Below are 25841 nucleotides of genomic sequence, written 5' to 3'. Positions count from 1 at the left end.
AATTGGTTTGATGCAGACCGAATCACAAATCCCCACGCCAGCATCGGCGAAGCGGCGATTCGCCGTCAGCCTGGCGCTGTTCTATTCGGCGGTCTTCGCGGTCTCCGGCACGCATCTGCCGTTCTTTCCGGTCTGGCTGAAGGCGATCGGCATCGACGCGGCCTGGATCGGCCTCATCAACGCGCTGCCGGCGATCACGCGCTTCACGACGCTGCCGCAAGTGACCGCCTTTGCCGAAAAGCGACACGCCATTCGCGCGGCCATGATGGTGTCGGTGCTGGCGACCGCGATCGGCTTTACGGCCGTGGGCTTGCAGCAGCAGCCGCTGGCGCTGTTCCTGATCTACGCGCTGACCTGCATGATGTGGACGCCGACGATGCCGCTGACCGACGCCTATGCGCTGCGCGGCGTCGCGCGCTACGGGCTCGATTACGGCCCCTTGCGGCTGTGGGGCTCGGCGGCGTTCGCCGCGGGCTCGCTCGCCTGCGGCTATCTCGTCGACGTCATCGCGGCGCGCGAGCTGATCTGGGTCATCGTCGCCTGGGCCGTCGTTGCCATCCTCGCCAGCCTGCTGCTGCAGCCGCTCGACGACATCAGGCGCAAGAGCGCAGGGGCGCGTGCCGACACCGCGCTGCTGCGCGACGCCGGCTTCTGGGCGGTCATCGCCTCGGCGGCGCTGATCCAGGGCAGCCACGTCGCCTACTACACTTTCTCGGCGATCAACTGGCAGCTCCATGGCATCAGCGGGCTGACCATTGCGGGGCTGTGGACGCTCGGCGTGATCGCCGAGATCGTCGTGTTCGCGCTGTCGCCGCGCTTCTCGCTGCATCCGTCCACGATGATCGCGATCGGCGGGGTGAGCGCCGTCGTGCGCTGGGTCGTCACCGCGAGCGAGCCGCCGCTCGCGCTGCTCGCGATCGTGCAGCTCGGCCACGGCCTCAGCTTCGGCATGACCATCGTCGGCACGATGAATCTGCTGGTGCAGCGCGTCCCCTCGCATCAGATCGCGCGCGGGCAGGGCTATTATGCCGCCTGCAACGGCCTCTTGGGTGCTGCGACCTCGATCGCGTCAGGCGCGATCTACGCCAGCATCGGCGACAGCCTCTATTACGTGATGGCCGCAATGGCGGCAGTGGGCGCGGTTCTGATCTGGTCTGCGCGGCATCGGCTGAAGGCTCAGCCCCAGAGCGAGGCGTCCGGCGGATAGACCAGGCTGTCATCATAGCGCAGGGCGTGATCGCGGTCGCGCGCCAGCAGCAAGGGGCCGTCGAGATCGACGAAGCGCGCCTGCGGCGTCACCAGCATGGCGGGCGCCATCGACAGCGAGGTCGCCACCATGCAGCCGATCATGATCTCGAAGCCGAGCGCCTGCGCGGCGTCCGCCATTGCCAACGCCTCGGTGAGGCCGCCGGTCTTGTCGAGCTTGATATTCACCGCGTCGTAGCGCTCGCGGAGCGGGGCCAGCGAGTTGCAGTCGTGCACGCTCTCGTCGGCGCAGACCACGAGCGGCCGCTTGATCCGCGCCAGGGCGTCGTCCTTGCCTGCGGGCAGCGGCTGCTCGACCAGGGTGACGCCGACGGCGTCGCAGGCGACGAGGTTGGCTTCCAGATTGGCCTCGGTCCAGGATTCGTTGGCATCGACGATCAGCTCGGATTCGGGGGCCGCCTTGCGCACCGCCGCGATCCGCGCCGGATCGCCATCGCCGCCAAGCTTGATCTTGAGCAGCGGCCGGTGCGCGGCTTTGGCCGTTGCGGCGGCCATGGCCTCGGGGGTCCCTAACGAGATCGTGTAGGCGGTGGTGCGCTCGCCGGGCACGGGGCGGCCGAGCAGGTTCCAGGCCCGGAGGCCGGCCGCCTTGGCTTCGAGGTCGATCAGGGCGCAATCCAGCGCGTTGCGGGCCGCGCCGGGGGGCATGGCGGCTTGCAGGGCCTGCCGGGTCATGCCGGCGGCCACGGCTCCCTGCATGGCCTCGATGGCGGCAAGGGTCGCCTTGGGGGTCTCGCCATAGCGGGGATAGGGCACGCATTCGCCGCGGCCGGTCAGGCCGTCCCGGCTCACTTCGGCCACGACGGTCACGGCCTCGGTCTTGGCGCCGCGGCTGATCGTGAAACTGCCGGCAATGGGAAAGCGCTCGATTCGCGCCAGAAGGGCCGGAACTTTGCTGGAAGTCATTTTGAACTCTGGCGAAATCTGAACCTGCTAGTTACCTCTAGCAACTAACGTTAACCAGTTGGGGATACCTTCTCTGGGTAAGGGCGCGTGCGCAACTATCTGATTTTCTCCGCCCCGGTACGGGAGCGGACAACTTGAGCAGCGATCCGAAGCTGGAGCGGATTGCGAAGGGCAACGCGCTGGCACTCTGCGCCACCGGAACCTGGACCGCGAGCTTTGCGCCGGTCCTGGAGCGAATGGTGGCGGACGCCGAGAAGCTCGCCGGCAGCCCCCAAAGCATCTTCATCGACGTCTCCGAGGTCGCCAAGCTCGACACCTTCGGCGCCTGGCTGATCGAACGGCTGCGCCGCAGCCTGACGCATGGGGCGGTCGAGGCACAGATCGCGGGGCTCTCGGCCAATTATTCGAGCCTCGTCGACGAGGTGCGGCGGGTCAGGGCGACCCCCGTGGTCGAGACCTCGACGGTCACCATCACCGGCATGCTGGAGCAGATCGGCCGGGCCGTGGCCGGCGTCGGCGGCACCGTGGCCGGCCTGATCGACATGCTCGGCGCGGTGCTCGCGGCCGGCTTCCGCGTGCTGATCCACCCCCGTTCGTTCCGCCTGACCTCGACCGTGCACCACATGGAGCAGGTCTGCTGGCGCGCGGTGCCGATCATCGTGCTGATCACCTTCCTGATCGGCTGCATCATCGCCCAGCAAGGCATCTTCCATTTCCGCCGCTTCGGCGCCGACATCTTCGTCGTCGACATGCTCGGCGTGCTGGTCCTGCGCGAGATCGGCGTGCTGCTGGTCGCGATCATGGTCGCGGGCCGCTCGGGCAGCGCCTACACCGCCGAGCTCGGCTCGATGAAGATGCGCGAGGAGATCGACGCGCTGCGCACCATGGGCTTCGACCCTATCGAGGTGCTGGTGCTGCCGCGCATGCTGGCGCTGGTGCTGGCGCTGCCGATCCTCGCCTTCCTCGGCGCGATGGCCGCGCTCTATGGCGGCGGTCTCGTCGCCTGGCTCTATGGCGGCGTCGATCCCGAGGCCTTCCTGCTGCGCCTGCGCGATGCCATCTCGATCGACCATTTCATCGTTGGCATCGTGAAAGCACCTGTCATGGCCGCGGTGATCGGCATCGTCGCCTGCGTCGAGGGCCTCGCCGTGCAGGGCAGCGCGGAATCGCTGGGACAGCACACCACCGCGTCGGTGGTGAAGGGCATCTTCTTCGTCATCGTCATGGACGGCGTGTTCGCCATCTTCTTCGCCTCGATCGGGATGTGACGATGGCTGGCGAAATTCAAAACCCCATCATCCGCGTCCGCGACATCACCGTGCAGTTCGGCGCGACGCGCGTGCTCGACGGTCTCAATCTCGACGTCAAGCGCGGTGAGATCCTGGGATTTGTCGGCCCATCAGGCGCGGGCAAGTCCGTGTTGACGCGCACCATCATCGGCCTGGTGCCGAAGGTCGCCGGCTCCATCGAAGTGTTCGGCGTCGACCTCGATTCCTCGAACACCTCGCAGCGCCGCAATGTCGAACGGCGCTGGGGCGTGCTGTTCCAGCAGGGCGCGCTGTTCTCGTCGCTAACCGTGCGCCAGAACATCCAGTTTCCGATGCGCGAATATCTTCGCGTCTCGCAGCGGCTGATGGACGAGATCACCATGGCCAAGCTGACCATGGTCGGGCTCAAGCCCGAAGTCGCCGACCGTTTCCCCTCGGAGCTGTCGGGCGGCATGATCAAGCGCGTCGCGCTGGCGCGCGCGCTGTCGCTCGATCCCGACCTGGTGTTCCTCGACGAGCCGACATCGGGCCTCGACCCGATCGGCGCCGGCGATTTCGACGAGCTGGTGCGGACCCTCCAGCGCACTTTGGGGCTGACCGTTTTCATGGTAACCCACGACCTCGACAGCCTTTACACCGCTTGCGACCGCATCGCCGTTTTAGGGAACGGTAAGATCATTGCGGCAGGGTCGATCGCCGACATGCAGGCCTCGCAGCATCCCTGGCTGAGGCAGTATTTCCATGGCAAGCGCGCCCGCGCGGTCATGGGTTAGTAGCTGGGTTGAGTAGCCGGAGCACCTGATGGAAACGCGGGCGAATTACGTATTGATCGGATCGTTCACGCTGGCGGTGATCGCCGCGGCGATCGGTTTCGTGCTGTGGTTCCAGTCGCTGCATACCACCAAGCAGCGCAGCCCGTTGCGCGTCGTGTTCGAGGGGCCGGCGGCGGGCCTGCGCAACGGCGGCAGCGTCAACTTCAACGGTATCCGGGTGGGTGAGGTGGTCTCGGTGAAGCTGGACAACCCGCGGCGGGTTGTCGCACTCGCCATGATCGAGAACAACGCCCCGATCCGCAAGGACACCCTGGTCGGCCTCGAATTCCAGGGTCTGACCGGCGTCGCCGCGATCTCGCTCAAGGGCGGCGAGGAGGCCGCGGCCCCGCCACCGCTCGACCAGGACGGCATCCCCACGCTGACGGCCGATCCCAACAAGCTGCAGGACGTCACCGAGGCGATCCGCGGCACGCTGCAGAACATCAACAAGATCGTCGCCGACAATCAGGAATCGGTGAAGAACTCGCTGAAGAATCTCGAGACCTTCACCAACTCGCTGGCGCGCAATTCCGAGAAGATCGACGGCGTGATGGCCAAGGTCGACGGCGTCATGCTCAAGGCCGACAGCCTCATGCTCGGCCTCAACACGCTGGCCGGCGGCAAGGACGGCGGCGAGCTGTTCCAGGCGGTGAAGTCGATCCGCGAGCTCGCCGACGATTTCGACAAGCGCTCCGGCGCGCTGATGGCCGACGGCCGTCGCACGCTCGGCGACATCAGCCGCGCCGTGAACAATTTCGACCGCAACCCGACCCGCGTGCTGTTCGGCGCCAGCAACTCATCGCAGGCCGCCCCGCCGCCCGAGCCGCCGAAGCCGGCGGCGACGCCGCCCAGGCGGCAGCAGTAACGCGTCGTCTCTCTTTCGTCGCTTCGCTCCTCGCAATGACGGCGGCGGGACGACCTCCGCGCAATCACTCTCGTGTCCCGGACGCGCTGCAACGCGCAGCGTTGCTGCTCAGAGCCGGGACCCAGAGGCTACACGGTACAACGCCGCGACATGGGCCCCGGCTCAGCAGCGCACCGCTGAAGTAGCGCTGCGCTGCGTCCGGGGCACGCGGGCGTGCACGCTCTCTCCACCCGTCATTGCGAGCGTAGCGAAGCAATGACGGGCCGATACGAAAGTATGGGGGTCCGGCCGAGCCAAGGTAGGGGGAGGGGCTGGCCGTCATAGTCCGCTATATCGCGCTCAAGGCGCGCCCACGAAAAGGCGCGTCGACTTCACTCACAGGGGAGGCGAGCGTGATACGTCTGTTGCTGCTGCTGCCGTTCATCGGACTGATGATCGTGCCGTTCTACAATATCCGGGAGCCGCATCTGTTCGGCTTTCCGTTCTTCTACTGGTATCAGCTCGCCTGGGTGCCGCTGACCTCGCTCCTCACCTACATCGTCTACAGGAGCGTGCGCCGTGCTGACTAATGTCGATAGCGCGGCATTCGCCGTATTCCTCGCCCTGTTCGTCCTCGTCACCGGCATGGGCTTCGTCGCCTCGCGCTGGCGCAAGCCGGAGACGCTCGCCCATCTCGACGAGTGGGGCCTCGGCGGCCGCAAGTTCGGGACCTGGATCACCTGGTTCCTGGTCGGCGGCGATTTCTACACCGCCTACACCGTGATCGCCGTTCCGGCACTGGTCTACGCGGTCGGCGCCTACGGCTTCTTCGCGCTGCCCTACACCATCATCGTCTATCCCTTCGTGTTCGCGGTGATGCCGGTGCTGTGGAAGGTCGCCAAGGAGCGCGGCTACGTCACTGCGGGCGACGTGGTGCGCGGCGCCTACGGATCGCGCGGGCTCGAGCTTGCAGTTGCGGCCACCGGCGTGCTGGCGACGATGCCCTACATCGCGCTCCAGCTGATCGGCATGGAGGTGGCGATCAAGGCGCTCGGCCTGCATGGCGAGGTGCCGCTCGTTCTCGCCTTCCTGGTGCTGGCGCTCTATACCTATTCGTCGGGCCTGCGTGCGCCGGCGCTGATCGCCTTCGTCAAGGACATCATGATCTACATCGTGGTGATCGCCGCGATCGCGATCGTGCCGTCCAAGCTCGGCGGCTACGGTGCGATCTTCACCGCGGCAGATGCGGCATTCGCCAAGAAAGGCGCGGGCGGCATCCTGCTGTCACCGGCGCAGATCATGCCCTATGCGTCGCTGGCGCTGGGCTCGGCGCTCGCCGCCTTCATGTACCCGCACACGCTGACCGGCATCTTCGCATCCTCGGGCGGCAACACCATTCGTAAGAATGCGATGCTGCTGCCGGCCTACACGCTGCTGCTCGGCCTGCTCGCGCTGCTCGGCTACATGGGCCATGCGGCGGGTCTCAAGCTCGCCAGCAACAACGACGTCGTGCCCGAGCTGTTCAAGACGCTGTTCCCGAGCTGGTTCGCGGGTTTTGCGTTCGCTGCGATTGCGATCGGCGCGCTGGTGCCGGCCGCCGTCATGAGCATCGGCGCGGCCAATCTGTTCACCCGCAATTTCTGGAAGGTGTGGGTCGATCCGAAGGTGACGCCGGCGGGTGAGGCGAAAGTGGCCAAGATCACCTCGATGCTGGTGAAGGTCGGCGCGCTGCTCGCCATCCTCCTGATGCCGACGCAGTTCGCGCTCGACCTGCAACTGCTCGGAGGCCTCTGGATCCTGCAGACGCTGCCGGCGCTGGTGTTCGGTCTCTATCTGAACTGGTTCTCGAGCACGGCGCTGCTGGCCGGCTGGGCGGTCGGCCTTGCGGGTGGATCGTGGCTCGCCTGGTCGGACGGGCTGAAGCCGCTGCACGGCATCGACTTCGGTGCCGGTCCGGTTGCGATCTACACAGGGCTCCTGGCGCTCGCGCTCAACATCGTGGTGGCCGTCGCGGTCAACCTGGTGGTCAAGCGCACGCCGCAGGAGCGGCTGTCCCGCGAAGCAGCCTGAGTGACTGCCATCGGCGGCCGGAGATCCTCCGGCCGCCGATCTCCTTCGGAATGAACGACCTTTCATGCGATTGAAAACGCTCTAGTATCCGCCCGCGCCCCGGCCGCTCGCCGCGGGCGGATCAGACGGTCTCGGGTGAGGATATCTTGCAGGCGTGGTTCGTTCTCGCGGTCGCGGCCGGCTATGTGACCACGCTGTTCCTGGTGGCCTGGTGGGGCGACCGGCGGAGCGCCGGCGGGCCGCTGGTCTCGCCGAGCTCCTGGACGGCCGCGATCAGCTATTGCCTGACGCTCGCGGTCTACAACACCTCGTGGAGCTTCTACGGATCGGTCGGGCGTGCCGCGACCAGCGGGCTGGACTTCGCCACGATCTATATCGGCCCGACCCTGGTGCTGCTGTTTGGCCAGCGTCTGCTGTCCAAGGTGATCGCGATCGCGAAGGCGCAGAACGTCACCTCGATCGCGGACTTCATCGCCGCCCGCTACGGCAAGAGCCAGGTGCTCGCGGCCTTCGTGACGCTCGCATCGCTGCTTGGCGTGCTTCCCTATATCGCGCTCCAGCTCAAGGCAGTCGGCAAGAGCTTCGACTATCTGATCCTGCAGCCCGAGCGGGCCGGCGGTGAGGCACTGCGGTTCTGGCAGGACTCGGCGTTCGGCGTGGCGGCGTCGATGGCGCTGTTTGCGATCGTGTTCGGCGTCCGGCATGTCCATGCCAGCGAGCATCACCGCGGCCTGATGCTTGCGATCGCGTTCGAGAGCGTCGTCAAGCTGGTCGCATTCCTGATCGTGGCGTTGTTCGTGCTGTTCGGACTATCAGGCGGGCCGGGCGCTCTGCTGTCGCAGTTCCAATCCGAGCCGCAACTGGCGGGAATCCTGACCTTCGATCCGGCGCAGCCGGTGTGGCCCGCGACGATCATCATCTCAGGCATAGCCTTCCTGTGCCTGCCTCAGGCTTTCCACGTCGCGGTCGTCGAGAACGAGAGCCCGAACCATACGCGCACCGCGGCCTGGCTCTATCCGGCCTATCTTGCGCTGTTCAGCCTGTTGATCCTGCCGATTGCAGCGGCCGGGCTCACCCGGTTCGGCGCGATGATGGATCCCGACACCTACGTCATCTCGCTGCCGATCGCAGCAGATGCGAGCACCGTCAGCCTGATTGCCTTCCTCGGCGGCCTGTCGGCGGCCACGGGCATGGTGATCATGACGTCCGTCGCGCTCAGCACCATGCTCTGCAACGACGTCATCATGCCGCTGCTGCTGCGCTCGCGCGTGTTTGGGCTGCGCGCGCAGAGCCGGCCGATGACGTCGGTGCTGGTCGCGGTGCGCCGGCTCTCCATCCTCGGCATCCTGCTGCTCGCCTATCTGATGCACCGCCTGGTCAACCAGTCCTATCCGCTCACCGTGATCGGCCTGCTGTCGTTCGTCGCGGTCGCGCAATTTGGTCCCGCATTCGTCGGCGGGCTGTTCTGGCCGCGCGCCAACAAGACCGGCGCCTCGATCGGCATTGCAGCCGGATTCTTCGTCTGGGCTTATACGCTGCTGCTTCCCTCGGCAGCGCCGCTGTGGCCCGGGATCGAGGAGATCGTTCGCCAGGGGCCGTGGCAACTCGCCTGGCTCAAGCCGAACGCGCTGTTCGGCCTCGAAGGGGTCGATCCGATCTCGCACGCCACGCTCTGGAGCCTCGGCGCCAATCTCGTCTGCTTCCTGATGTTCTCGGCGCTCGGACGGCAATCGACCGTCGAGCGCAACCAGGCCGCTGCGTTCGCCGACGGCGTCGTCCGCGAAGCGATCCCGAAGCTGTCGTCGCGCGTGGTGGTCCGGCTCGACGATCTCCGGGCGCTGGCGTTGCGTTTTGTCGGCGCCGAGCGCGGTGCCGCATCCTTTGACAGCTATCTTGCGGCTCGCGTCTCCGGCGCCGGGCCGCGCCTCGATCCGTCGGGGCTCGTCGATCTCGACTCGATCCGGTTCACCGAAAACCTGCTGGCCGGCGCGATCGGTGCGGCATCGGCGCGCGTGGTGATCGCAGCCTCGCTGGAAGGGCACTCGCTGTCGCGGCGGGCGGCGATGGCGATGCTTGACGAAGCCTCGGAGGCGCTGCGCTTCAACCGCAACCTGCTGCAGAGCACGCTGGAGAGCGTGCCGCAGGGCATTTGCGCGTTCGACGCCGAGTTCAACATCACGGCATGGAACGGACGCTTCATTGCGCTTCTGGACCTGCCGCCGGATTTCGTGCGCGTGGGGCTACCACTGGCGGAGCTCATCGCATTCAACGTCGAGCGCGGCGAATATGCCGCGTCCGAATTCGCCGCGCTCCTGGTCAATCGCGACGTCGCCACGCAGCGCTGGCCCTACCTGTACGAGCGCAAGCGGCCGGACGGCACGGTGCTCGAGATCGTCTACGATCGAGTCGCCGAGGGCGGCTATGTCTCGACCTATACCGACGTGACCGAGCGTCACCGCGCCGCGGAAGCCCTGCGGCGCGCCAATGAGGGGCTGGAGCTGCGCGTCCGCGAGCGGACCGAGGCGCTCGAACAAGCCAAAGCAGAAGCCGAGCAGGCCAATCTCGGCAAGACCCGTTTCCTGGCGGCGGCGAGCCACGATCTGCTGCAGCCGCTGAATGCCGCCCGTCTGTTTCTGTCCGCGCTCGACGAGAGCCTGAGTGCTTCCCCGCGCGCGGGCGACGCCGATAAGGAGCGGACCCTGGCCAGCAGCGCGGTCACTGCGCTACGCTCGACCGAACATGTGCTCGACAGGCTGCTCGACATTTCCTCCTACGATGCCGGCGCGGTTCGCGCCGAGATCTTCGACTTCCCGATTGCCGATCTCTTCGTGCAACTGAACGTCGAATTCTCGGCGATGGCACGCGAGCGCGATCTCGCCTTCCGCGTCGTCGATTGCCGCCTCGCGGTGTGCAGCGATCCGCATCTGTTGCGCCGGATCCTGCAGAACCTGCTGTCGAATGCGCTTCGCTACACGCCCGGGGGGCGCATCCTGCTCGGCTGCCGCAGGCGCGGCGGCGCGCTGCGCATCGAGGTCTGGGATACCGGCGTCGGGATCGCAGTGGTGGACCAGAAGCGCATCTTCGAGGAGTTTCAGCGCCTCGCGCCCGGGGCGGACAAGGGACTGGGTCTCGGGCTCGCGATCGTCGATCGCGTGTCGCGGCTGCTCGGCCATACCGTCGATGTGCGTTCACGGTCGGGACACGGCTCCTGCTTTGCCGTCACCGTACCGCTTGCGCGCGGACCCGGCAGGCCGCTTCGGCGCAGTCCGGCGATTGCCGCGCCCGCAGCAGCGGAACGACCTCTGACGATCCTGTGCCTGGACAATGATGCGACCATCCTCGATGGCCTCAAGGCGCTGCTTGGCGGCTGGGGGCATCGCGTGCTGGTCGCAGCAGATGCGGCCGCGGCGATGGCTGCGGCGGCGGTCGATGCGCCCGATGTCGTGCTGCTCGACTACCATCTCGATGGCGGCCGCAGCGGCTTGGACTTTCTCGACGATCTCAGGCAGAAGGCGGGACGCGAGGTCCGCGCCCTGGTCGTCACCGGCGATCGCAGCGAGGCGGTGCGCGAGGAGGCGAGGGCGCGCGGCTGCGAGATCCTGTCGAAGCCGGTCAAGCCGGCGGCTCTGCGGCGCTTCCTCGGCAGCGAAGCCTTGAGCCGGCAGTTCGGGAAACAGGAGAACCCCTGACAATGCGCATCCTGATCGGCGATGATCATCCGCTGGTGCAGGCCGCCTTGCGCAGCGCGCTGTCGGCTGTGTTGCCCGATCTCGACATCATTGCCTGCCAGTCGCTGGACGAGGCGATCGGCGTGCTGACGGCGCAGTCCAGCGAGATCGACCTGATTCTCTGGGACCTGACCATGCCGGGTATCCAGGGATTTGCCGCCCTGTTCATCCTGTCGGCGCAATTCCCGACGGTGCCGGTGGCGATCATCTCGGCCCGGCAGGACGCCACCACGATCCGCCGCGCCATTGCCTATGGCGCATCCGGCTACATCCCGAAATCGCTCGGCCTGCCCGAGATGGCGGAGGCGATCACGAAGATCCTTGCCGGCGAAATCTGGATGCCGCCCAATGTCGGCGGCCGCGGCTCGATCCAGAGCGCCGACGTCGAGCTCGCCGCGCGCATGGCCTCGCTGTCGGCGCAGCAGCTGCGCATTCTCGCGATGATCGTGGAGGGCAAGCTCAACAAGCAGATCGCGGGCGAGCTCGACATTGCCGAGCAGACCGTGAAGGGCCATGTCTCGACGATCCTGCGCAAGCTCGGCGTCGGCTCGCGCACCCAGGCCGCGGTCCTGGCCGAGCGGCTCTCGTTCGGCCAGCCCGGCGGCAATTGAGCGTTCCAGGTCCAAACGAAAACGGAGGCCGCGAGGCCTCCGTTTCCCTGTTCGTCAATCGCTATTGCCGTCTCACCCCAGCCGGCCCGCCGCGTGTGCGAGCAGCGTGTACACGAGACCCGTCTCCGAGGTCAGGTGGCCACGCAGCTCCTGCGGGCCGCGGCCGTCGCGGGCGACTTCGTCGAGCAGGCGCTCGAACTCGGCGACGTAGCGGTCGACCGTGCCCTTGAAGTTGCGGTCGGCGCGGTACTTGCGGGCGACCTCGTCAAAGGCCTTCTGGCCGGCGGGCGTGTAGAGGCGCTTGGTGAAGGCCTTGTTCTCGCCGCGCTGGTAGCGGTCCCACATCTCGGCGGCGAGGTTGCGGTCCATCAGCCGGCCGATGTCGAGCGACAGCGACTCCAGCGGATTGCCGCTACCCTGCGGGGCCTGCGGTTGCGGGGTGGGCGCCGGGCGTGCACGCGGAGCCTCGGGCCGGCCGGCCGGAGCGGCCTGGTTGGCGTCCGTGCGGTTCAGCAGGTCCGACAGCCAGCCATCGCGGCCCTGGTCGTTGCCGGGGGCGACCGGCGGCGCTTCGGTGCGGCGCGAGGTGGCGGGCATGCCGAGGTCCGGCGGCGGCAGCGTCGAGGCGCTGCCGGTGTCGCGCATGCGGGTCTCCGTGCCACGACCGCCGGCAGACGCCATCATCGGCTCTTCCTGGCGCTGGACGGCGACGGAAGCGCGGCCCGTCGTGCTGACGTCGAGGCCGCGGCCATGCTGGGCCACGATGCGGTTGAGCTCGGCGAGGGCCTCGATCTGGTCGACGATCACCTTGCGCATCTGCGCAGTGCTCTCGGCGGCCTCCTGCGGCATCTCGAGCACGCCGCGGCGCAGCTCGTTGCGGGTGGCTTCGAGCTCGTTGTGCATCTCGAAGGCCATCTGCTTCATGCTGGACACGAGGTTGGTGAACTTCTCGGTCGACTGCTTGAACATCGCATCCGCCTCGTCCGTGGTCTGGCGGTAGATGTCGTGCATCGCCTCGATGGTCTGGCGGTGCTCTTCCTCGGACGCCGACCGCACCGCCTCGAACTGGCGGGTGATCGCGGCAGATCCCGCACCGGCGGTCTCGGCGACGACGCGGGCGATGTCACGGGCACGCTCTTCGGCCGCGGCCAGCGATTCATCGAGCAGCCCGGTGAAGCGCGACAGCCGCTGGTCGAGATCGGCCGTGCGCAGGTCGATCGTGGTGACGAGCGATTCCAGCGCCTGCTTGCGCTCGGCGAGCGAGGCGGTGGTGTTCTTGTTGCTCTGCTCGACGACCTGGGCGGCGTCGACCAGGGCCTTGCCGTGCGCGTCGAACTGGGTCGACAGCTCGCCGAGGTCCTGGAGCGCCTTCGTGGTCTTGCTGTTGAAGACGTTGAGCTGGTCTTCCAGGTTCTGCGTCGCCGCGCCGTTGCGCGAGGTGACGTCGTTCATCGCCGAGACGAAGTCGGCGACACGCGTCACCAGCGCCCGCTCGAGCGAGTTGAGGTTGTCGTGCGCACCGGTCAGCACCTCCTGGAGGAGGATGTTGCCTTCGCGCAGGCGCTCGAACAGGGCGACCGTGTCGGTGCGCAGGATCTTGCTGGTCTCCTGCATCTCGGTGACGGCCGCGATCGAGACCTGGCGCGACTGGTCGATCGCGGAACGCGAGGCCTGCTCGAGGTCCTTGAGCGACTTGCCGACCGCGCTGGTGGCGATCTCGCTCGCCGCGTTGATGGTGCGGGCGACTTCGGAGCCGTTGCCCATCATGGTCTGCGAGAACGCATGGCCGCGCGTCTCGATCGACTTCAGCGCGTCGGAGGTGACGCGATCGATGTCGAGCGTGAGCTGGCTGGTCTTCGAGCCGATCGCGTCGACCAGGGCGCCGCGCTTGGAGTCGATCATGTTCGACAGGCGGTCGGCCTGCTGCTGCACATAGGTGACGATCTCGTCGGTCTTGCCGGTCATGGCCTGGCCGAAGCTGGAGCTGGCGGCGAGCACGGAGCGCTCGACGTCGGCCGAGCTCGATTTGACGCGCGAGCTCGCCTCGTTGGAGGCGGAGATCAGCGCGTTCTGGGCGTTCAGCGCGCTGGTCTGGATGTCGTTGGTCGCGTTCGTGGTGGCCGAGCTCAGCGCACGCTCGATCTCGGTCGAGATCGTGCGGATCTGGCTTGCGGCGTCCGCCGAGGTCGAGGTCAGCGAGGTCTGGGCCTCACGCGCGCTGTTCAGGATGGTCGAGGCGGTGTCGGCGCCGACCGCGGTCAGCGTGCGCTCGATGTCCGTAGTGAGCGACTTGATCTGGCTCGCAGCTTCCGTGGAGGAGGAGATCAGGGTGCCCTGGGCCTCGCGCACGCCGCTGGTGAGCGCCTCGATGGTGGCGCCGCCGGCGGTCGCCAGCGCGCGCTGCATCTCGGCCGCGAGCGAACGGACCTGGCCGGTCTGTTCGGCGGAGACGGCAAGAAGGGTGCTCTGGGCGTCGCGGGCGCTGGTGGTGATCGTCTCGGCGGTGGTCTGACCGACCTGCGAGAGCGAACGATGCACTTCGGCCGCGAGCGACTTGACCTGGCTTGCCGCATCCGTGGATGCCGTGACCAGCGTGCTCTGGGCTTCGCGGGCGCCGGCCATGATGCTCTCGGCCGTCGCGGTGCCTGCCATCGAGAGCGAGCGCTGCACGTCCGAGGACAGCGCCTTGATCTGGTTGGCAGTCTCGCTCGAGACCGCGACCAGCGCGCTCTGCGCATCGCGGGCGCCGGAGGTGATCGATTCCGCCGTCGTGGTGCCGGCCATCGAGAGCGAACGCTGCACGTCGGCGGTGAGCGTCTTGACGTGGTTGGCCGCGTCCGAGGACGCGGTGACGAGCGTGGTCTGCACCTCGCGGGCGCCGGCCAGGATCGAGGCTGCGGTTGCCGAACCCGCCGCGGACAGCGTGCGTTCGACGTCGGCCGCGAGGCCCTTGATCTGGGTGGACGCATCGCCCGAGGCGGCGACCAGGGTCGACTGCGCCTCGCGGGCGCTGGACAGGATCGAGTTCGCAGCGCCGGTGCCGACCGCGGTCAGCGCACGCTCGACCTCGGACGAGGTCATCTTGAGCTGGGCGTTGACGTCGGAGGAGACCGTCATCAGCGACTGCTGGGCGGTGCGCGCACCGGTCTGGATCGTCTCGCTGGTGTTGACGACGAGGTTGGTGAGCGAGCGCTCGGCGTCCTCGACATGCGAGCGGATCGCGGTCGAAATCATCTCGGCGCGGGACATCATGTCCTCGCTGGCCTGGCGGCCGCTGCTCTCGATCCGGCCGGCGACGGCCTCGACGCGCGAGCCGAGCAGGTCTTCGAACTGCGCGACGCGGACGTCGATGTCGTTGGCGACCGAGCCGACCTTGGTCTCGATGGCCTGCTGGATATCCTGGAAGCGCGCCGTGACCGTGTCGGTCAGGTGCGTGCTGCGGCCGTCGATCAGCTCGGTGACGCCGGTGATGCGGCGGTCGACCGCCTCGATCGCCTGCGCGGTGCCGTCGGTGATCGTCGAGGTCAGCAGCGTGAGGCGCGTGTCGATCGACTGCACGGCCTGCGAGGCGCCGTTGGTCACGGCGGTCGTCAGGTAGGTGAGGCGGGAGTCGATGGATTCGAGCGCCTGCGTGGCGCCGCCGTTGAGCGTCGTCGTGAGGTGGGTCAGGCGCGTGTCGATCGACTGGATGGTCTGCGACGCACCATCGGTCAGCGAGGTCGAGAGGTGGTTGAGGCGCGCATCGATGGTCTCGATGGCCTGCGAAGCGCCGTCGGTGAGGGACGACGTGAGGTGGGTGAGGCGGGAGTCGATCGACTGGATCGCCTGCGCGGCACCGTCGGTGAGGGAGGTCGCGAGCGTGTTGAGACGTCCGTCGATGGTCTCGGTGACGGACCTGGCACGGGTGTCGAACGACTGCTCCAGCGCGCCGACGCGGCCGCCGAGCTGCTCGTCGAAGGTCTTGATATGGCCTTCGATCGTGTTGTCGAGGCCGGCGATCTTGCCGTTCAGCGAGGCATCGAGGTTGGTGACGCGTTCGCCGATCGTGGTCTCGAACTCGACCAGGCGCTGGTCGAGAACGGCCGTGATCTGGCCGCCGTTCGAGGTGAGGCGGGTGTCGAAATTGTCGACATAGGTCTTCAGCGACTCGTGGATGTCCTGCGTGCGCTGGCCCATGCGATCGACGATCTCGCCGCCGAAAGTCTTCACGGTGCGGTCGAACTCGGAGATGTGGCGGGTGATCAGCGCGCCCAGCGTGCCGGAATCGCGCGCGAACTTCTCGACCAGCTCGGTGCCCTGGTTCTTCACCAGCTCGTCGAAGGCGCTCATCTGCAGCGACAGCGAGTCGTGCGCGGTCTCGGTCTGGCTGACGACCTTGGCGACGAGGGTGTTGACGGTGGCGTCGAGCGCCTCGCTGGCCTTGTCTCCGCTCGTCATGATGTGGTTGGCGAGGCGGCTGCCGGCGTCGTCGATCTTGGCCGAGAGGTCGTTGGAGCGCAGCTCGAGCTCGAGCAGCAGCGAGTCCGACGAGTTCTTCAGGCTGTCGTGCACCTGCTCGGTGCGCTCGGAGATGCCGTCGACGATCGCGGCGGAGCGCTGCTCGAACTCGCCGGTGATGCGGTCGATGCGCTCGTTCAGCATCTCGTGGACGCGGTCGGCGAGGTCGACGAACTCGTCGTGGACGTGGCCGGTCTTGAAGTTGAGGCTGGTGGTCAGCCGCTCGCTGGCATCGAGCACGGCGCGCGTGGTCTCGTTGCTGGCTTCCTCGAGGCGGTCGAGCAGGTCGCCGCCGCGCTCGCCGAGCGCCAGGATCATGTTGTCGCCGGCATTGCTCAGCGCGCTGGTGATGTGGGCGCCGCGCTCTTCCAGCGCGCCGGTGATGGACTTGGCGACCTCGTCGACGCGCGAGGCGATGGCGTCGGAGATCAGCGCGATGTCGTGGCGCAGGTCGATCTGCACGCCGGAGATGGCGCTGCGGACCTGCTCGGCCTGGCCGACCAGATTGTCGCGCTGGTGCGCGATGTCCTGGAGCAGGGCGCGGATGCGCACTTCGTTGTCGCTATAGGCGCGCTCGAGCGCCGCGACCTCGTTGGCGACCAGCGTCTCGAGCTCGCCGGCGCGCGCGATCGCGCGCTCGATGCCGTCGCCCATCGCCGCGACCTCGCGGCGGATGGCCTGGCCGACGGTGACCATGGAATCGGACGCCGAGCCTTCGGGCTCGGAGAAGCGGATCGCGACCTGCGCCATCGCCTGGGCGATCATGCGCATTTCCTGGCCGCGCCAGACGAGGCTTGCCAGGAAGTAGAACAGCATGATCGGCGCGAAGAACATCGCGATCAGGCCGGCGATGACGAGCACGCCGCCGCTCTGGCCCATGGCGGCCTGGATCGAGGGCAGGAAGCCGACGGTCAGCGCGGCGCAGGCGGCGAGCCAGACGCCGGCGAAGATGGTGGCGAAGGTATAGACGCTGCGGGCAGGGCGGCCCTTCTGAAGCGCCTGGAGCAGCTGGCCGATGGTCTCGCGGTCGTCATTGGCGGCGCGGCGCGTGGTGCGCGGCTCCTCGATCGTGTCGAACACGGTCGAGCGCTCGTTGGCGGCGGGGCGCGGCTCGAAGTCCGGCTCGTCGAACGCCGGGGGCGCGGGCGGCGCCACCTGCGGCGCCGTTTCGCCGCGCATCGACGCGTTGCGGCTGGTGTCCGCAGCGGTATCGCTGATGTTCAGGGCTTCCTGGATCGCAGAAAGCGCAACTTCTGTGGGGTCTTTGACCTTTTTGGGAGTGTTCGCCATGTTCAGTCCGAGCCCTCGTTACTAGTACACGCCCCCCGCGAGCCCTGCGCGCGACGCAAGCCCACAGACCGGATCATGCCGCTTATGCGGATCTCCGAGCCGTCCCCACCCGGACGGCTTGTCCGCCAATTTCCGCAACATCCTATTGGCAGAGCGTCGCGAATGAAATGCCCGCGATTAAGACATTCTTAATCATCGTTAACAGGATCGGGCCGTAACGCCTTAGCAATAAATGCAATTCTCCACCGAAGGCGGCCGATTGCGGCAACTTTTCGTCAATATGCGGGCGGATTTAGGTAAAACGGCCCAAACATTTCGTTAACCATTTTCATGCTTGGGTGGGGCGAACTCGCCGCCGGACCGGCGGAACCGTCGCGCGATGCCGGGGCCAGCGCCATGACGCCTGAACTGCAACGGATGGACTGGATGCCCTCGCCCCCGCTTGCGCCCGTCGACAGCCCGCTCGACCTCGACCACCTCTCCCGGATGACGCTCGGCGACACCGAGCTGGAGCAGGAAGTGCTCGCGATGTTCGCCGAACAGGCGGTTCGCCTGCTCGCGGCCATGACGGCCGTGCCGGCCGAGGCCGGGGCGCTCGCGCACAAGCTCAAGGGCTCGGCCCGCGGGATCGGCGCCTTTGCGGTGGCCGACGCCGCTGCCGGCCTCGAGACGGCGATCCGGACCGGCCATGATCGGCCGCATGCCCTGGCCGCGCTGAAAGAGGCGGTGGCTGAGGCCCGCGCCGCCATCGCCGCGATCCTGAAGCTTTAGGCAGGCCCCCGCAAATGTGGGGCCCCGCGCACTAGCCGTTTGATTTGACGGGTTTTCTGCACGCGCGGTGGGACCCACGCCGCTCGAAAACGCTATGGCGCCGGGCTAACCGACCCGTTATAGGACAGCCCAGACCCTCCTTCATTCCCAACATCGCGGCAGCACGAGCACACATGGCCAAGATTCACTTTGTCGACCACAAGGGCGAAACCCGTACGGTGGAAGTCGAGAACGGCGCAACCGTGATGGAAGCCGCCATCCGCAACAGCATCCCCGGCATCGAAGCCGAATGCGGCGGCGCCTGTGCCTGCGCGACCTGTCATGTCTATGTCGACGAAGCCTGGCGCGAGAAGGTCGGCAGCCCGACGCCGATGGAAGAGGACATGCTCGATTTCGGCTTCGACGTGCGCCCGAATTCGCGCCTGTCCTGCCAGATCAAGGTCTCCGACGAACTCGACGGGCTCGTCGTCGGAACGCCTGAACGTCAGGCCTGATCGTCCCCTAGGATACTAGATGCTCGGCGGCGCGACCTCGATGCCGCGCTTGTGCCAGGGTCTGAGCTTCTCGATCACCTCCGCGGTCAGCGGCGCGGGTCGCCGCGTCGCCTCGTCGAGCAGGACGCCCACCGACGTCGCCGACGCGATGCACGTCCCGTTCGAGAACACGACCTGCTCGAACGTCACCGAGGTCCGTCCCAGTTTCACGACGCCAAGGCCGAGCTCGATCGTGTTCGGCCAGTGCAGCTCCGCGCGAAAATGCATGTCGAGCCGCACCATGATCCAGGCGAGGCCCGGCGGGGTCAGCCCGTACTCGGGAAGCTTCATCAGCGTGACGCGGCCGGTCTCGAAATAGGTGGCGTAGACCGCGTTGTTGACGTGCTGGTTCGGGTCGAGGTCGCCGAAGCGGACGTTGTCGCTGAGCCGAAACGGAAAGTCCTCAAGGCGCGGCGTCGTATCGAGGCGGGCGGGTGCGTTCACCGATTGATCTCCGTCATATCCATCCTCGTTACAGCCCAGTTATTTTGGCCCGGCAAGTGGGCGTGGCCGCGGGGCGATCCCGCTTTTATGCCTTCCCTGATCCATCCGCGTTGGCTAGACAGGCAGGGTCACCTCTGCCCAACGGGCGCCGTCCAACCGATAACGATCGATAAAGAGACGACATGAGCGACGTGATCAAAACCGATGTGCTGATTATTGGCGCGGGCCCCTGCGGCCTGTTCGCCGCCTTCGAGCTTGGCCTTCTCGACATGAAGGCGCATTTCGTCGACATCCTCGACAAGGTCGGCGGCCAGTGCGCCGAGCTCTATCCGGAAAAGCCGATCTACGACATTCCCGGAATTCCGCAGGTGTCGGGGCAGGGGCTCACCGACGCACTGATGGAGCAGATCAAGCCGTTCCATCCGACCTTCCATCTCGGCGAGATGATCGAGACCGTGGAGAAGATCGGCGATCCCGGCTTTCGCTGCACCACGGATGCCGGCAAGGTGTTCGAATGCAAGGTGGTGGTGATCGCTGCCGGCGGCGGTTCGTTCCAGCCCAAGCGTCCGCCGGTGCCGGGCATCGAGGCCTATGAAGGCACCTCGGTGCACTACGCCGTGCGCAAGATGGAAACCTTCCGCGACAAGAACGTGCTGATCGTCGGCGGCGGCGATTCCGCGCTCGACTGGACGCTCAATTTGCATCCGCTGGCCAAGCGCATCACGCTGCTGCACCGTCGCGACGATTTCCGTGCCGCGCCCCACAGCGTCGAGCAGATGCGCGCGCTGGTCGCCGGCGGCAAGATGGATCTGCGGCTCGGTCAGGTCACCGGGCTCACCGGCGCCGACGGCCAGCTGACCGGCGCCACCGTCAAGGGCAACGACAACAATGTCAGCGACATTGCCTGCGACACCATGCTGCCGTTCTTCGGGCTGACCATGAAGCTCGGTCCGGTCGCGAACTGGGGCATTGCGCTCGAGAACAATCTGGTACCGGTCGAGACCAGCGCATTCGAGACCAACGTGCCGGGCATCTTCGCCATCGGCGACATCAACACCTATCCCGGCAAGATCAAGCTGATCCTGTGCGGCTTCCACGAGGGCGCGCTGATGTCGCAAAAAGCCCATCGTTATGTCTATCCGGAGAAGCGGCTCGTGTTCCAGTACACGACCTCGTCCTCCAGCCTGCAAAAGAAGCTCGGAGTCAACTGACACCGGGCGGCCGGGACGGCCATGCCCCATGTTTCTGGTGCTGGAACCGCCCGCGAAATCGCCGTAGTCTGCGGCCATTCCAAAAGGCGGCTTGGCAAAGGCGTTTGGCTCAGCAAGGTGATGATTATGCGAACTCTTTTTTCCGGCTTCCGGCTGCTGCCCGTCCTCGCGCTGTTGCTCGGCGCGGTGAGTCCGGCTGCGGCGCAAATCCCGGCTGCGACCTCGGCTCAGCCAACCGCCGCCGGGCTCTGGCAGAAGGTCGAAGACGGCAAGACCGTGGGATGGTTCCTCTTCATCGATCACAACGGCATCTTCGAAGGCGTGATCGCAAAAACCTTTCCGCGCCCCGGCGACGATCCGAACGAGGCGTGCACGAAATGCACCGACGATCGCAAGAACCAGCCGGTGCTCGGGCTCTCCTTCATCCGCGACATGAAGCGCGACGGCTTGAAGTATGACGGCGGCAACGTCGTCAATCCGCGCGACGGCAACATCTGGAAGGCGAAGATGAGTGTGAGCCCGGATGGCCAGACCCTGACCATGCGCGGCTTCCTCGGCATTTCACTGTTCGGCAAGGACGAGACCTGGACGCGCCTGCCCGACGCCAACATCGCCCAGGTCGATCCCGCCATCGTCGCGAAATATCTGCCGGCGCAGGCGACAGCCGCGACGACGAAGCCGGCGCCCGCGCCCGCAGCCAAGAAGGGCGGCGCGATGATGGCGCCGGCGCCGAAGCAGTAGGGACTTCGCGCGGCATCGTTGTAGCCGCAGCGGTAGCCTCGCACACTGCTGTCATTCCCCGCGCAGGCGGGGAATCCAGTACGCCGCGGCTTCTCCGTATCCTCGCATCGTCTCTGGAATACTGGATCGCCCGATCAAGTCGGGCGATGACAGCCGCGTGTGTGGCTCGTGCGTGCCTCGATCTTACGGGCTATGAGACCGTCAATACGTCTTTGCGATCTTGCACGGCGCATAGAAGGTGCCGCTGCCCGCAACGACGCGCTCGAGGCACTGCCGGGGATCGGTGATGTCGCCGTCGACCTGGAAATAATAGGCCTGCGGTCCGAGGCTCAGGACGTAATGTCCCGGCGGAAGCTCGAGCTCGGAATCGCCGCCGTGGATCTCGTACATCTCGGCCTTCCCCGGAATCGGCGCGACGCGGAAGGGATAGGAGAAGTTGCGGATGACGCCGGCATTGTCTCCGCCGCTGAGCGCCCGTCCTGCGGCCTCGCTCGAAAACTCCCTGGCGATCTTCGCGACGACCCGGACCTCGACGCGCTCGGGCACCACGCTGGCGATGTCGCGGCGGAACACGATGAACTTGACGCGGCCGTTCGGCAGATGCGGCTTGTCGGGCTTCCTGAACTCCGGCGAGATCGCAACGCGGATGTCCGGTGCCATCACGCCGGTCGCAATCAGCTCGGCCAGCGACTTGTCGTCGATCAGGGCGTAGACGCCGTAATCGGTTGGAAGCACGCGCGTCGGGGCGGGGGCTTGCGTCACCATTTCCGGTTTCGCGACCGCGACCGTCGTCTCCGGCCTTGGCGCGACCTGCGCGATCTCATGGGACTGGGACGTGATCAGCCGGCGCAGTGCTGCGATATTGTCCCGTTGCGAGACGATCAGGATCACGGCGCCGGCGGCGAGCAGGATCGCCGCGGTGCGCTTGATCACCGGCAGGAGCGGGCCCGAGACCGCAGGCGGCTTGCTGCGTGATGTTTCGATCCCCGAGCGCAGAACGGTGGCATCGCCGGACATCAGAACGCCGCCGGCCTCAGCCATCCTGGGCGAGGCGAGCTGATGTTGCGGCAAGCGCTGCAGCTCTCCCGCTTCACGCGAGAACTTCTCGACTTCCTGGATTGCGACCTCGAGCGCCTGCTTCATCTGGTCGATGTTCTTGGCGTCGGCGTAGGTGAACTGCTCCTGCAGCTTGTAGCGGGCCAGATCGTAGACCATCTGCCGCCGGGCTTCGGCGTCGTCCTTCACCGTCTCGAGCATGCGCGAAATCACCAGCGCAAACTGCACCTGGTTTGCTGGCAGATCGGTCGCGTCCTGCTGGCCAGGGAGCAACTCTCTCGAACTCATAGCGCCGACGGTCCAATGCCAGTCACGCCGTCACCTGATTTCTCAATCGAAACAGCCGGTTAAAGGATGCGATGCGGGTCGCGGCCCTGTTCGTACACGTTGAGATGCGACAAGGAAAGCCTCGAAAATAGCCGCGTCAAATCGCCGGCGCGGCACGCATGCAGGCCTGCGCAATCGTGGGCAAGTGCGTGCGGCAGTAGTTCCCCGGAATGCGCGTTGGCGCCCGATTTGCATAGCTGTCGCAAAGCTGCTGGGGGAACGAGTCGCCGCCGCCGCGCATGTTCCACTGCGCGGAGCGCGGGCGGCATGGTCCCCCGCGGCGACGATCTCGATCCGCGGGAACACGACATGAGACTTGCAAGACCATGTGCGGCGCTGCTGCTCGGCGTGGCGGCGCTGCTCACCACTTCAGCGCTGGCGCGCGATGACGGGCGCTACGCCAACTCGCCGCTCAAACCGTGGTTCGAGAGCCTTCACAGCGAGTACGGACAATGCTGCTCGGATGCCGACGGCTATGTCGTCGCCGACGTCGATTGGGAATCCGACAAGGGGCGCTATCGCGTGCAGCTCGACGGTGAATGGGTGGTGGTGCCGGAGGGGGCCGTGATCACCGTGCCGAACAAGATCGGCCGCACCATGGTGTGGAAGCACTATATCGACGGCCATCCGCGCGTGCGCTGCTTCACGCCGGGCAGCATGACGTAAAGGCGCGAGGGCGTTCTTCCGTGAACCAAGACGTCGATGGCCGGGCAAGCCCGGCCATGACGTGTGATCGTTATCGAGGAATGATGGAAGCCTAGCGCGCTTCGCTCTGCGCGTTCGCGCTCGCGAGCCGCTTCACGCGCGGCGACAGCACCGACACCTGCGCGGGCGAGGCGGGCATGCCGGCGACGATCATCGTGGGCGCGGTCGACTGCTCTTCGACGCCGGCGCCGCCGAGCACCTGGACCTGCGTCGTCGAGATCGGAAACGACTGCACCTCGTAAGAGGGAAGCTCGCCGGCGAACGCGCTGGCCGAGCTGGCAATCATGGCACCGGCAACGGCAATCAATGAAAGAACGCGCATTGGAAAATCTCCGTGAAAGATGTCAATCGGAGGTTTGGTCGCGTCGATGCCGGGGCAGGTTCGCTCGTATGCGAACATTCCTGTTGCCTCCAGCGCATATATTGGTTGCTTGGTGCGAAGGCGTGAAACGCGGACGAAGTTTTTCGCGCCAATGTTTCCGGACGGTTTCGCGCGAGCCCGTTTGCGCGGCTCAGTGCTCTTGCAGATCGAGCTGCGGAGATCCGGCCGCCGCGGCGGCCTCGGGGAAGCTCAGGCGCATCGTCGTGCCGCAGCCGGGATCCGAGGAGACGATGAGCTCGCCGCCATGGGCCGCCATGATCTCGCGGACGATCGACAGGCCGAGACCCGCGCCGCCGCCTGCGGTGTTGCCGGTCTGGAACGGCTCCAGCAGCTTGCGTTCCGCGCCGTCGGGCAGGCCTGCGCCGTCATCCTCGACCGCGATGCTGCCGCGGCCGAGCGTGACGACAACGCGCCGTGCGCCGTGGGCGTGGATGAGCGCGTTGCCGACGAGATTGGCGAGCGCGCTGCGAATGGCGGCGTCGACGCCTTGCACCAGGAGTGGCCCTTCGTCGGCACGCTCCAGCGCCAGCTCGATGCCGGCGTCCAGCGCCGACGGGCCGAAATCGGCCAGCACGTCCAGCGCGATTGCGGCAAGGTCGATCGGCCGCTTCGCGATCGCATGATTCTGCAGGCGTGCGAGATCTAGCATGGCGGAGACCAGCGATGTCAGGCGGCGGACGTCGCGCACCAGCTCGGCCTTCAGGGCCGGATCGGGCACGTCGTCGATCTTCGCGCGCAGCAGCGTGAGCGGCGTGCGGAGCTGATGGGCTGCATTGCCGAGAAAGCGGCGCTGCATCCTGATATAGGCGTCGATCTCGCCGAAGGCGCGGTTCAGCGCCTTGACCAGAGGCTTCAGCTCGCGCGGAACTTCGGACAGGGAGATCAGACCTTGCGGCGCCGATGGATCGATCGCGAGCGCGCGAAGTGCCACCCGCTCGATGCCGCGTGAGACGAAACGCGCGGCCAGCGCCGCGCCGACGGCAACGGTGGCGGCAAAGGCCAGCGCCAGCAGCGCGATCGAAAAGACGCTGCGGACGAGAAAGTTTCTCGCCATCCGGCCGAAGCGGACTTGAGGCTCGCCGACCATCATCGCAAGCTGCACCGGTCCTCTTTGCATGACGGCGAGGCAGAAGGTGCTCTTCTGGTCGAGCGTGTTGAAGACCGACGAGCCGACCGGGCCGCGATAGGGAAACACGAACGGGAGCGCCGGCCGGCGCTCGCTGCCGTACTCGCTGACCATGTCGCCCGAGGACACGACGTACCAGAGGTTCGGGCTGTCCGCCTTCAGCTCTTCGAGGGCGCGCGTCGGGCGAACGTTGAGGGTTTGCCCTTCGATCTCGGTGGCGCGGTCGAGAACGGCAGCCACGACCCGGCAGGCCCTGAACTCGCGCTCCTCCATCGGATAGCGCCAGATGAAGAGACCGAGCATGATCAGGAAGATCGTGGTCGCGGCGATGCCGAGCGACAGCGCGAAGGTCCGGGCGATCGAGGTCATCGCGGCGTTGCCAGCCGCAGGATGTAACCGATGCCGCGCATGCTGCGGATTTCCACGTCGCCGCCGAACGTCGCCAGCTTCTTCCTCAGGCGCGAGACCTGCGCTTCGAGCGTGTTGGATTCGATCTCGTCGTCGAAACCGTAGATCTCCTCGATCAGCGCGGCGCGGGTGATGACGCGGTCGCGTCGCATCAGCAATGCGCCCAGGATCAGCGCCTCGCGCCGGCGCAGCAGGATCTTCCTGTCGGCGACCACGACCTCGTTGCTGCCGAGATGCAGCTCGACATTGCCGAGCGACAGGACCGAGGGCGCCAGCAGGCGGGGCCGGCGCAGCACGGCGCGCACCCGCGCGATCAATTCCTGCGGCTCGAACGGCTTGCCGAGATAGTCGTCGGCGCCGCCGTTGAGACCGTCGACGACGTCCTCCGTGGCGTCCTTGGACGTCAGCATGATGATGGCGGGGCGATCCGGTGACCGGCTCAGCGCGGTGACGACCTCGAGCGCGTCGCCATCGGGCAGCATGCGGTCGACGATCGCGAGATCATATTTGAAATTGTCCAACGCCTGACGGGCGTCGGCAATCGAGCCGACGAGGTCGACGACCCCATGCAATTGTCCGAGGAGGCGGCTGACATAGGCGCCGATCTGCGGTTCGTCTTCGATCACGAGCGAGCGCACGCGGGTCGTCCTCGACTCTCTTGGGGCACAAGCCCCGACGTTGACGCTTCCTGGCCGAAGTCCGGCGGTTCGGTTTGTGCGCGGGTTCCCTTTAAGGCAGCGAGCTTGGCGAATAAAAGGCAGGAACGCAGGGGTTGAACGGCATGCGCGCGCAAAACTTCTCCGCGTGAACGCGCGTCCGGCAATGTTCGGGCAATGTTGGTCGCG

20 protein-coding genes are annotated in these 25841 nt (G+C 66.7%); 13 read left to right on the top strand and 7 right to left on the bottom strand.

What is annotated here, in order from left to right; all coding sequences use genetic code 11:
- Positions 1–10 precede the first annotated feature (10 nt).
- Positions 11–1207 (top strand): MFS transporter, encoded by a 1197-nt coding sequence (locus JQ617_RS09145; protein WP_212026041.1) that lies wholly within the window; start codon positions 11–13, stop codon positions 1205–1207.
- On the opposite strand, the gene dgcA is transcribed toward JQ617_RS09145, so the two are convergent.
- Positions 1177–2172, bottom strand: coding sequence for an N-acetyl-D-Glu racemase DgcA (gene dgcA, locus JQ617_RS09140; RefSeq protein WP_212026040.1), 996 nt, complete (start codon positions 2170–2172; stop codon positions 1177–1179). The genes JQ617_RS09145 and dgcA overlap by 31 nt on opposite strands.
- Positions 2173–2306: 134 nt before the next feature.
- Here dgcA and JQ617_RS09135 point away from each other — a divergent pair, with 134 nt between their 5' ends.
- From JQ617_RS09135 to JQ617_RS09105, 7 genes are all read left to right on the top strand, one after another.
- The gene (locus JQ617_RS09135; protein ID WP_063687928.1) at positions 2307–3440 is read left to right on the top strand and encodes an MlaE family ABC transporter permease; all 1134 of its coding nucleotides are present in this window, start codon (positions 2307–2309) and stop codon (positions 3438–3440) included.
- A gap of 2 nt (positions 3441–3442) precedes the next feature.
- Complete coding sequence (locus tag JQ617_RS09130) at positions 3443–4213, top strand: ABC transporter ATP-binding protein (RefSeq protein WP_063687926.1); 771 nt, start codon at positions 3443–3445, stop codon at positions 4211–4213.
- 28 nt (positions 4214–4241) lie between these two features.
- Positions 4242–5117, top strand: a complete 876-nt coding sequence (locus tag JQ617_RS09125; RefSeq protein ID WP_063687924.1) for an MlaD family protein — start codon at positions 4242–4244, stop codon at positions 5115–5117.
- Positions 5118–5509: 392 nt separating this feature from the next.
- Entirely contained in the window at positions 5510–5686 is a 177-nt protein-coding gene (locus JQ617_RS09120) for a DUF3311 domain-containing protein (RefSeq protein WP_027552712.1), read from the top strand.
- Complete coding sequence (mctP, locus tag JQ617_RS09115; RefSeq protein ID WP_212026039.1) at positions 5676–7166, top strand: monocarboxylate uptake permease MctP; 1491 nt, start codon at positions 5676–5678, stop codon at positions 7164–7166. Before JQ617_RS09120 ends, mctP begins: the two co-directional genes overlap by 11 nt.
- Before the next feature lie 146 nt (positions 7167–7312).
- Positions 7313–10855, top strand: coding sequence for a hybrid sensor histidine kinase/response regulator (locus tag JQ617_RS09110; RefSeq protein WP_212026038.1), 3543 nt, complete (start codon positions 7313–7315; stop codon positions 10853–10855).
- Positions 10852–11505 carry a response regulator gene (locus JQ617_RS09105; protein WP_212026790.1) on the top strand — a complete coding sequence of 218 codons (654 nt, stop codon included), beginning with the start codon at positions 10852–10854 and terminating at the stop codon, positions 11503–11505. Before JQ617_RS09110 ends, JQ617_RS09105 begins: the two co-directional genes overlap by 4 nt.
- Before the next feature lie 72 nt (positions 11506–11577).
- On the opposite strand, the gene JQ617_RS09100 is transcribed toward JQ617_RS09105, so the two are convergent.
- Positions 11578–17292, bottom strand: coding sequence for an apolipoprotein A-IV repeat region-like domain-containing protein (locus tag JQ617_RS09100; RefSeq protein ID WP_212026037.1), 5715 nt, complete (start codon positions 17290–17292; stop codon positions 11578–11580).
- Between the two features lie 396 nt (positions 17293–17688).
- Here JQ617_RS09100 and JQ617_RS09095 point away from each other — a divergent pair, with 396 nt between their 5' ends.
- On the top strand, positions 17689–18063 hold the full coding sequence (locus JQ617_RS09095) for an Hpt domain-containing protein (protein WP_212026036.1): 375 nt from the start codon (positions 17689–17691) through the stop codon (positions 18061–18063).
- A gap of 173 nt (positions 18064–18236) precedes the next feature.
- Positions 18237–18557: a 2Fe-2S iron-sulfur cluster-binding protein gene (locus tag JQ617_RS09090; RefSeq protein ID WP_063687913.1), complete on the top strand. Its 321-nt coding sequence runs from the start codon at positions 18237–18239 to the stop codon at positions 18555–18557.
- A gap of 15 nt (positions 18558–18572) precedes the next feature.
- Here JQ617_RS09090 and JQ617_RS09085 read toward each other — a convergent pair whose 3' ends face one another.
- Complete coding sequence (locus tag JQ617_RS09085; RefSeq protein WP_025037433.1) at positions 18573–19040, bottom strand: acyl-CoA thioesterase; 468 nt, start codon at positions 19038–19040, stop codon at positions 18573–18575.
- Between the two features lie 182 nt (positions 19041–19222).
- Here JQ617_RS09085 and JQ617_RS09080 point away from each other — a divergent pair, with 182 nt between their 5' ends.
- A complete protein-coding gene (locus JQ617_RS09080; RefSeq protein WP_145661274.1) occupies positions 19223–20251 on the top strand; it encodes an NAD(P)/FAD-dependent oxidoreductase in 1029 nt (342 codons plus the stop codon).
- 126 nt (positions 20252–20377) lie between these two features.
- A complete protein-coding gene (locus JQ617_RS09075; protein WP_212026035.1) occupies positions 20378–20992 on the top strand; it encodes a DUF2147 domain-containing protein in 615 nt (204 codons plus the stop codon).
- 201 nt (positions 20993–21193) lie between these two features.
- Here JQ617_RS09075 and JQ617_RS09070 read toward each other — a convergent pair whose 3' ends face one another.
- Positions 21194–22321 carry a hypothetical protein gene (locus JQ617_RS09070; RefSeq protein ID WP_249156907.1) on the bottom strand — a complete coding sequence of 376 codons (1128 nt, stop codon included), beginning with the start codon at positions 22319–22321 and terminating at the stop codon, positions 21194–21196.
- Positions 22322–22684: 363 nt separating this feature from the next.
- Here JQ617_RS09070 and JQ617_RS09065 point away from each other — a divergent pair, with 363 nt between their 5' ends.
- Complete coding sequence (locus JQ617_RS09065; protein WP_212026033.1) at positions 22685–23041, top strand: hypothetical protein; 357 nt, start codon at positions 22685–22687, stop codon at positions 23039–23041.
- Between the two features lie 91 nt (positions 23042–23132).
- Here the strand turns inward: JQ617_RS09065 and JQ617_RS09060 are convergent, their stop codons facing one another.
- The 3 genes from JQ617_RS09060 to JQ617_RS09050 form a co-directional block, all read right to left on the bottom strand.
- Positions 23133–23402 carry a hypothetical protein gene (locus JQ617_RS09060; RefSeq protein WP_212026032.1) on the bottom strand — a complete coding sequence of 90 codons (270 nt, stop codon included), beginning with the start codon at positions 23400–23402 and terminating at the stop codon, positions 23133–23135.
- A 190-nt stretch (positions 23403–23592) separates the two neighbouring features.
- On the bottom strand, positions 23593–24957 hold the full coding sequence (locus JQ617_RS09055; RefSeq protein WP_212026031.1) for a sensor histidine kinase: 1365 nt from the start codon (positions 24955–24957) through the stop codon (positions 23593–23595).
- Entirely contained in the window at positions 24954–25634 is a 681-nt protein-coding gene (locus JQ617_RS09050; RefSeq protein WP_212026030.1) for a response regulator transcription factor, read from the bottom strand. Before JQ617_RS09050 ends, JQ617_RS09055 begins: the two co-directional genes overlap by 4 nt.
- Positions 25635–25841: the final 207 nt, after the last annotated feature.

The organism is Bradyrhizobium sp. KB893862 SZCCT0404, from assembly GCF_018130885.1.
GTDB classification, from domain to species: domain Bacteria; phylum Pseudomonadota; class Alphaproteobacteria; order Rhizobiales; family Xanthobacteraceae; genus Bradyrhizobium; species Bradyrhizobium stylosanthis.
The sequence above is the reverse complement of the archived record's forward strand: the minus strand, read 5'-3'. Positions and strand labels throughout refer to the sequence as shown.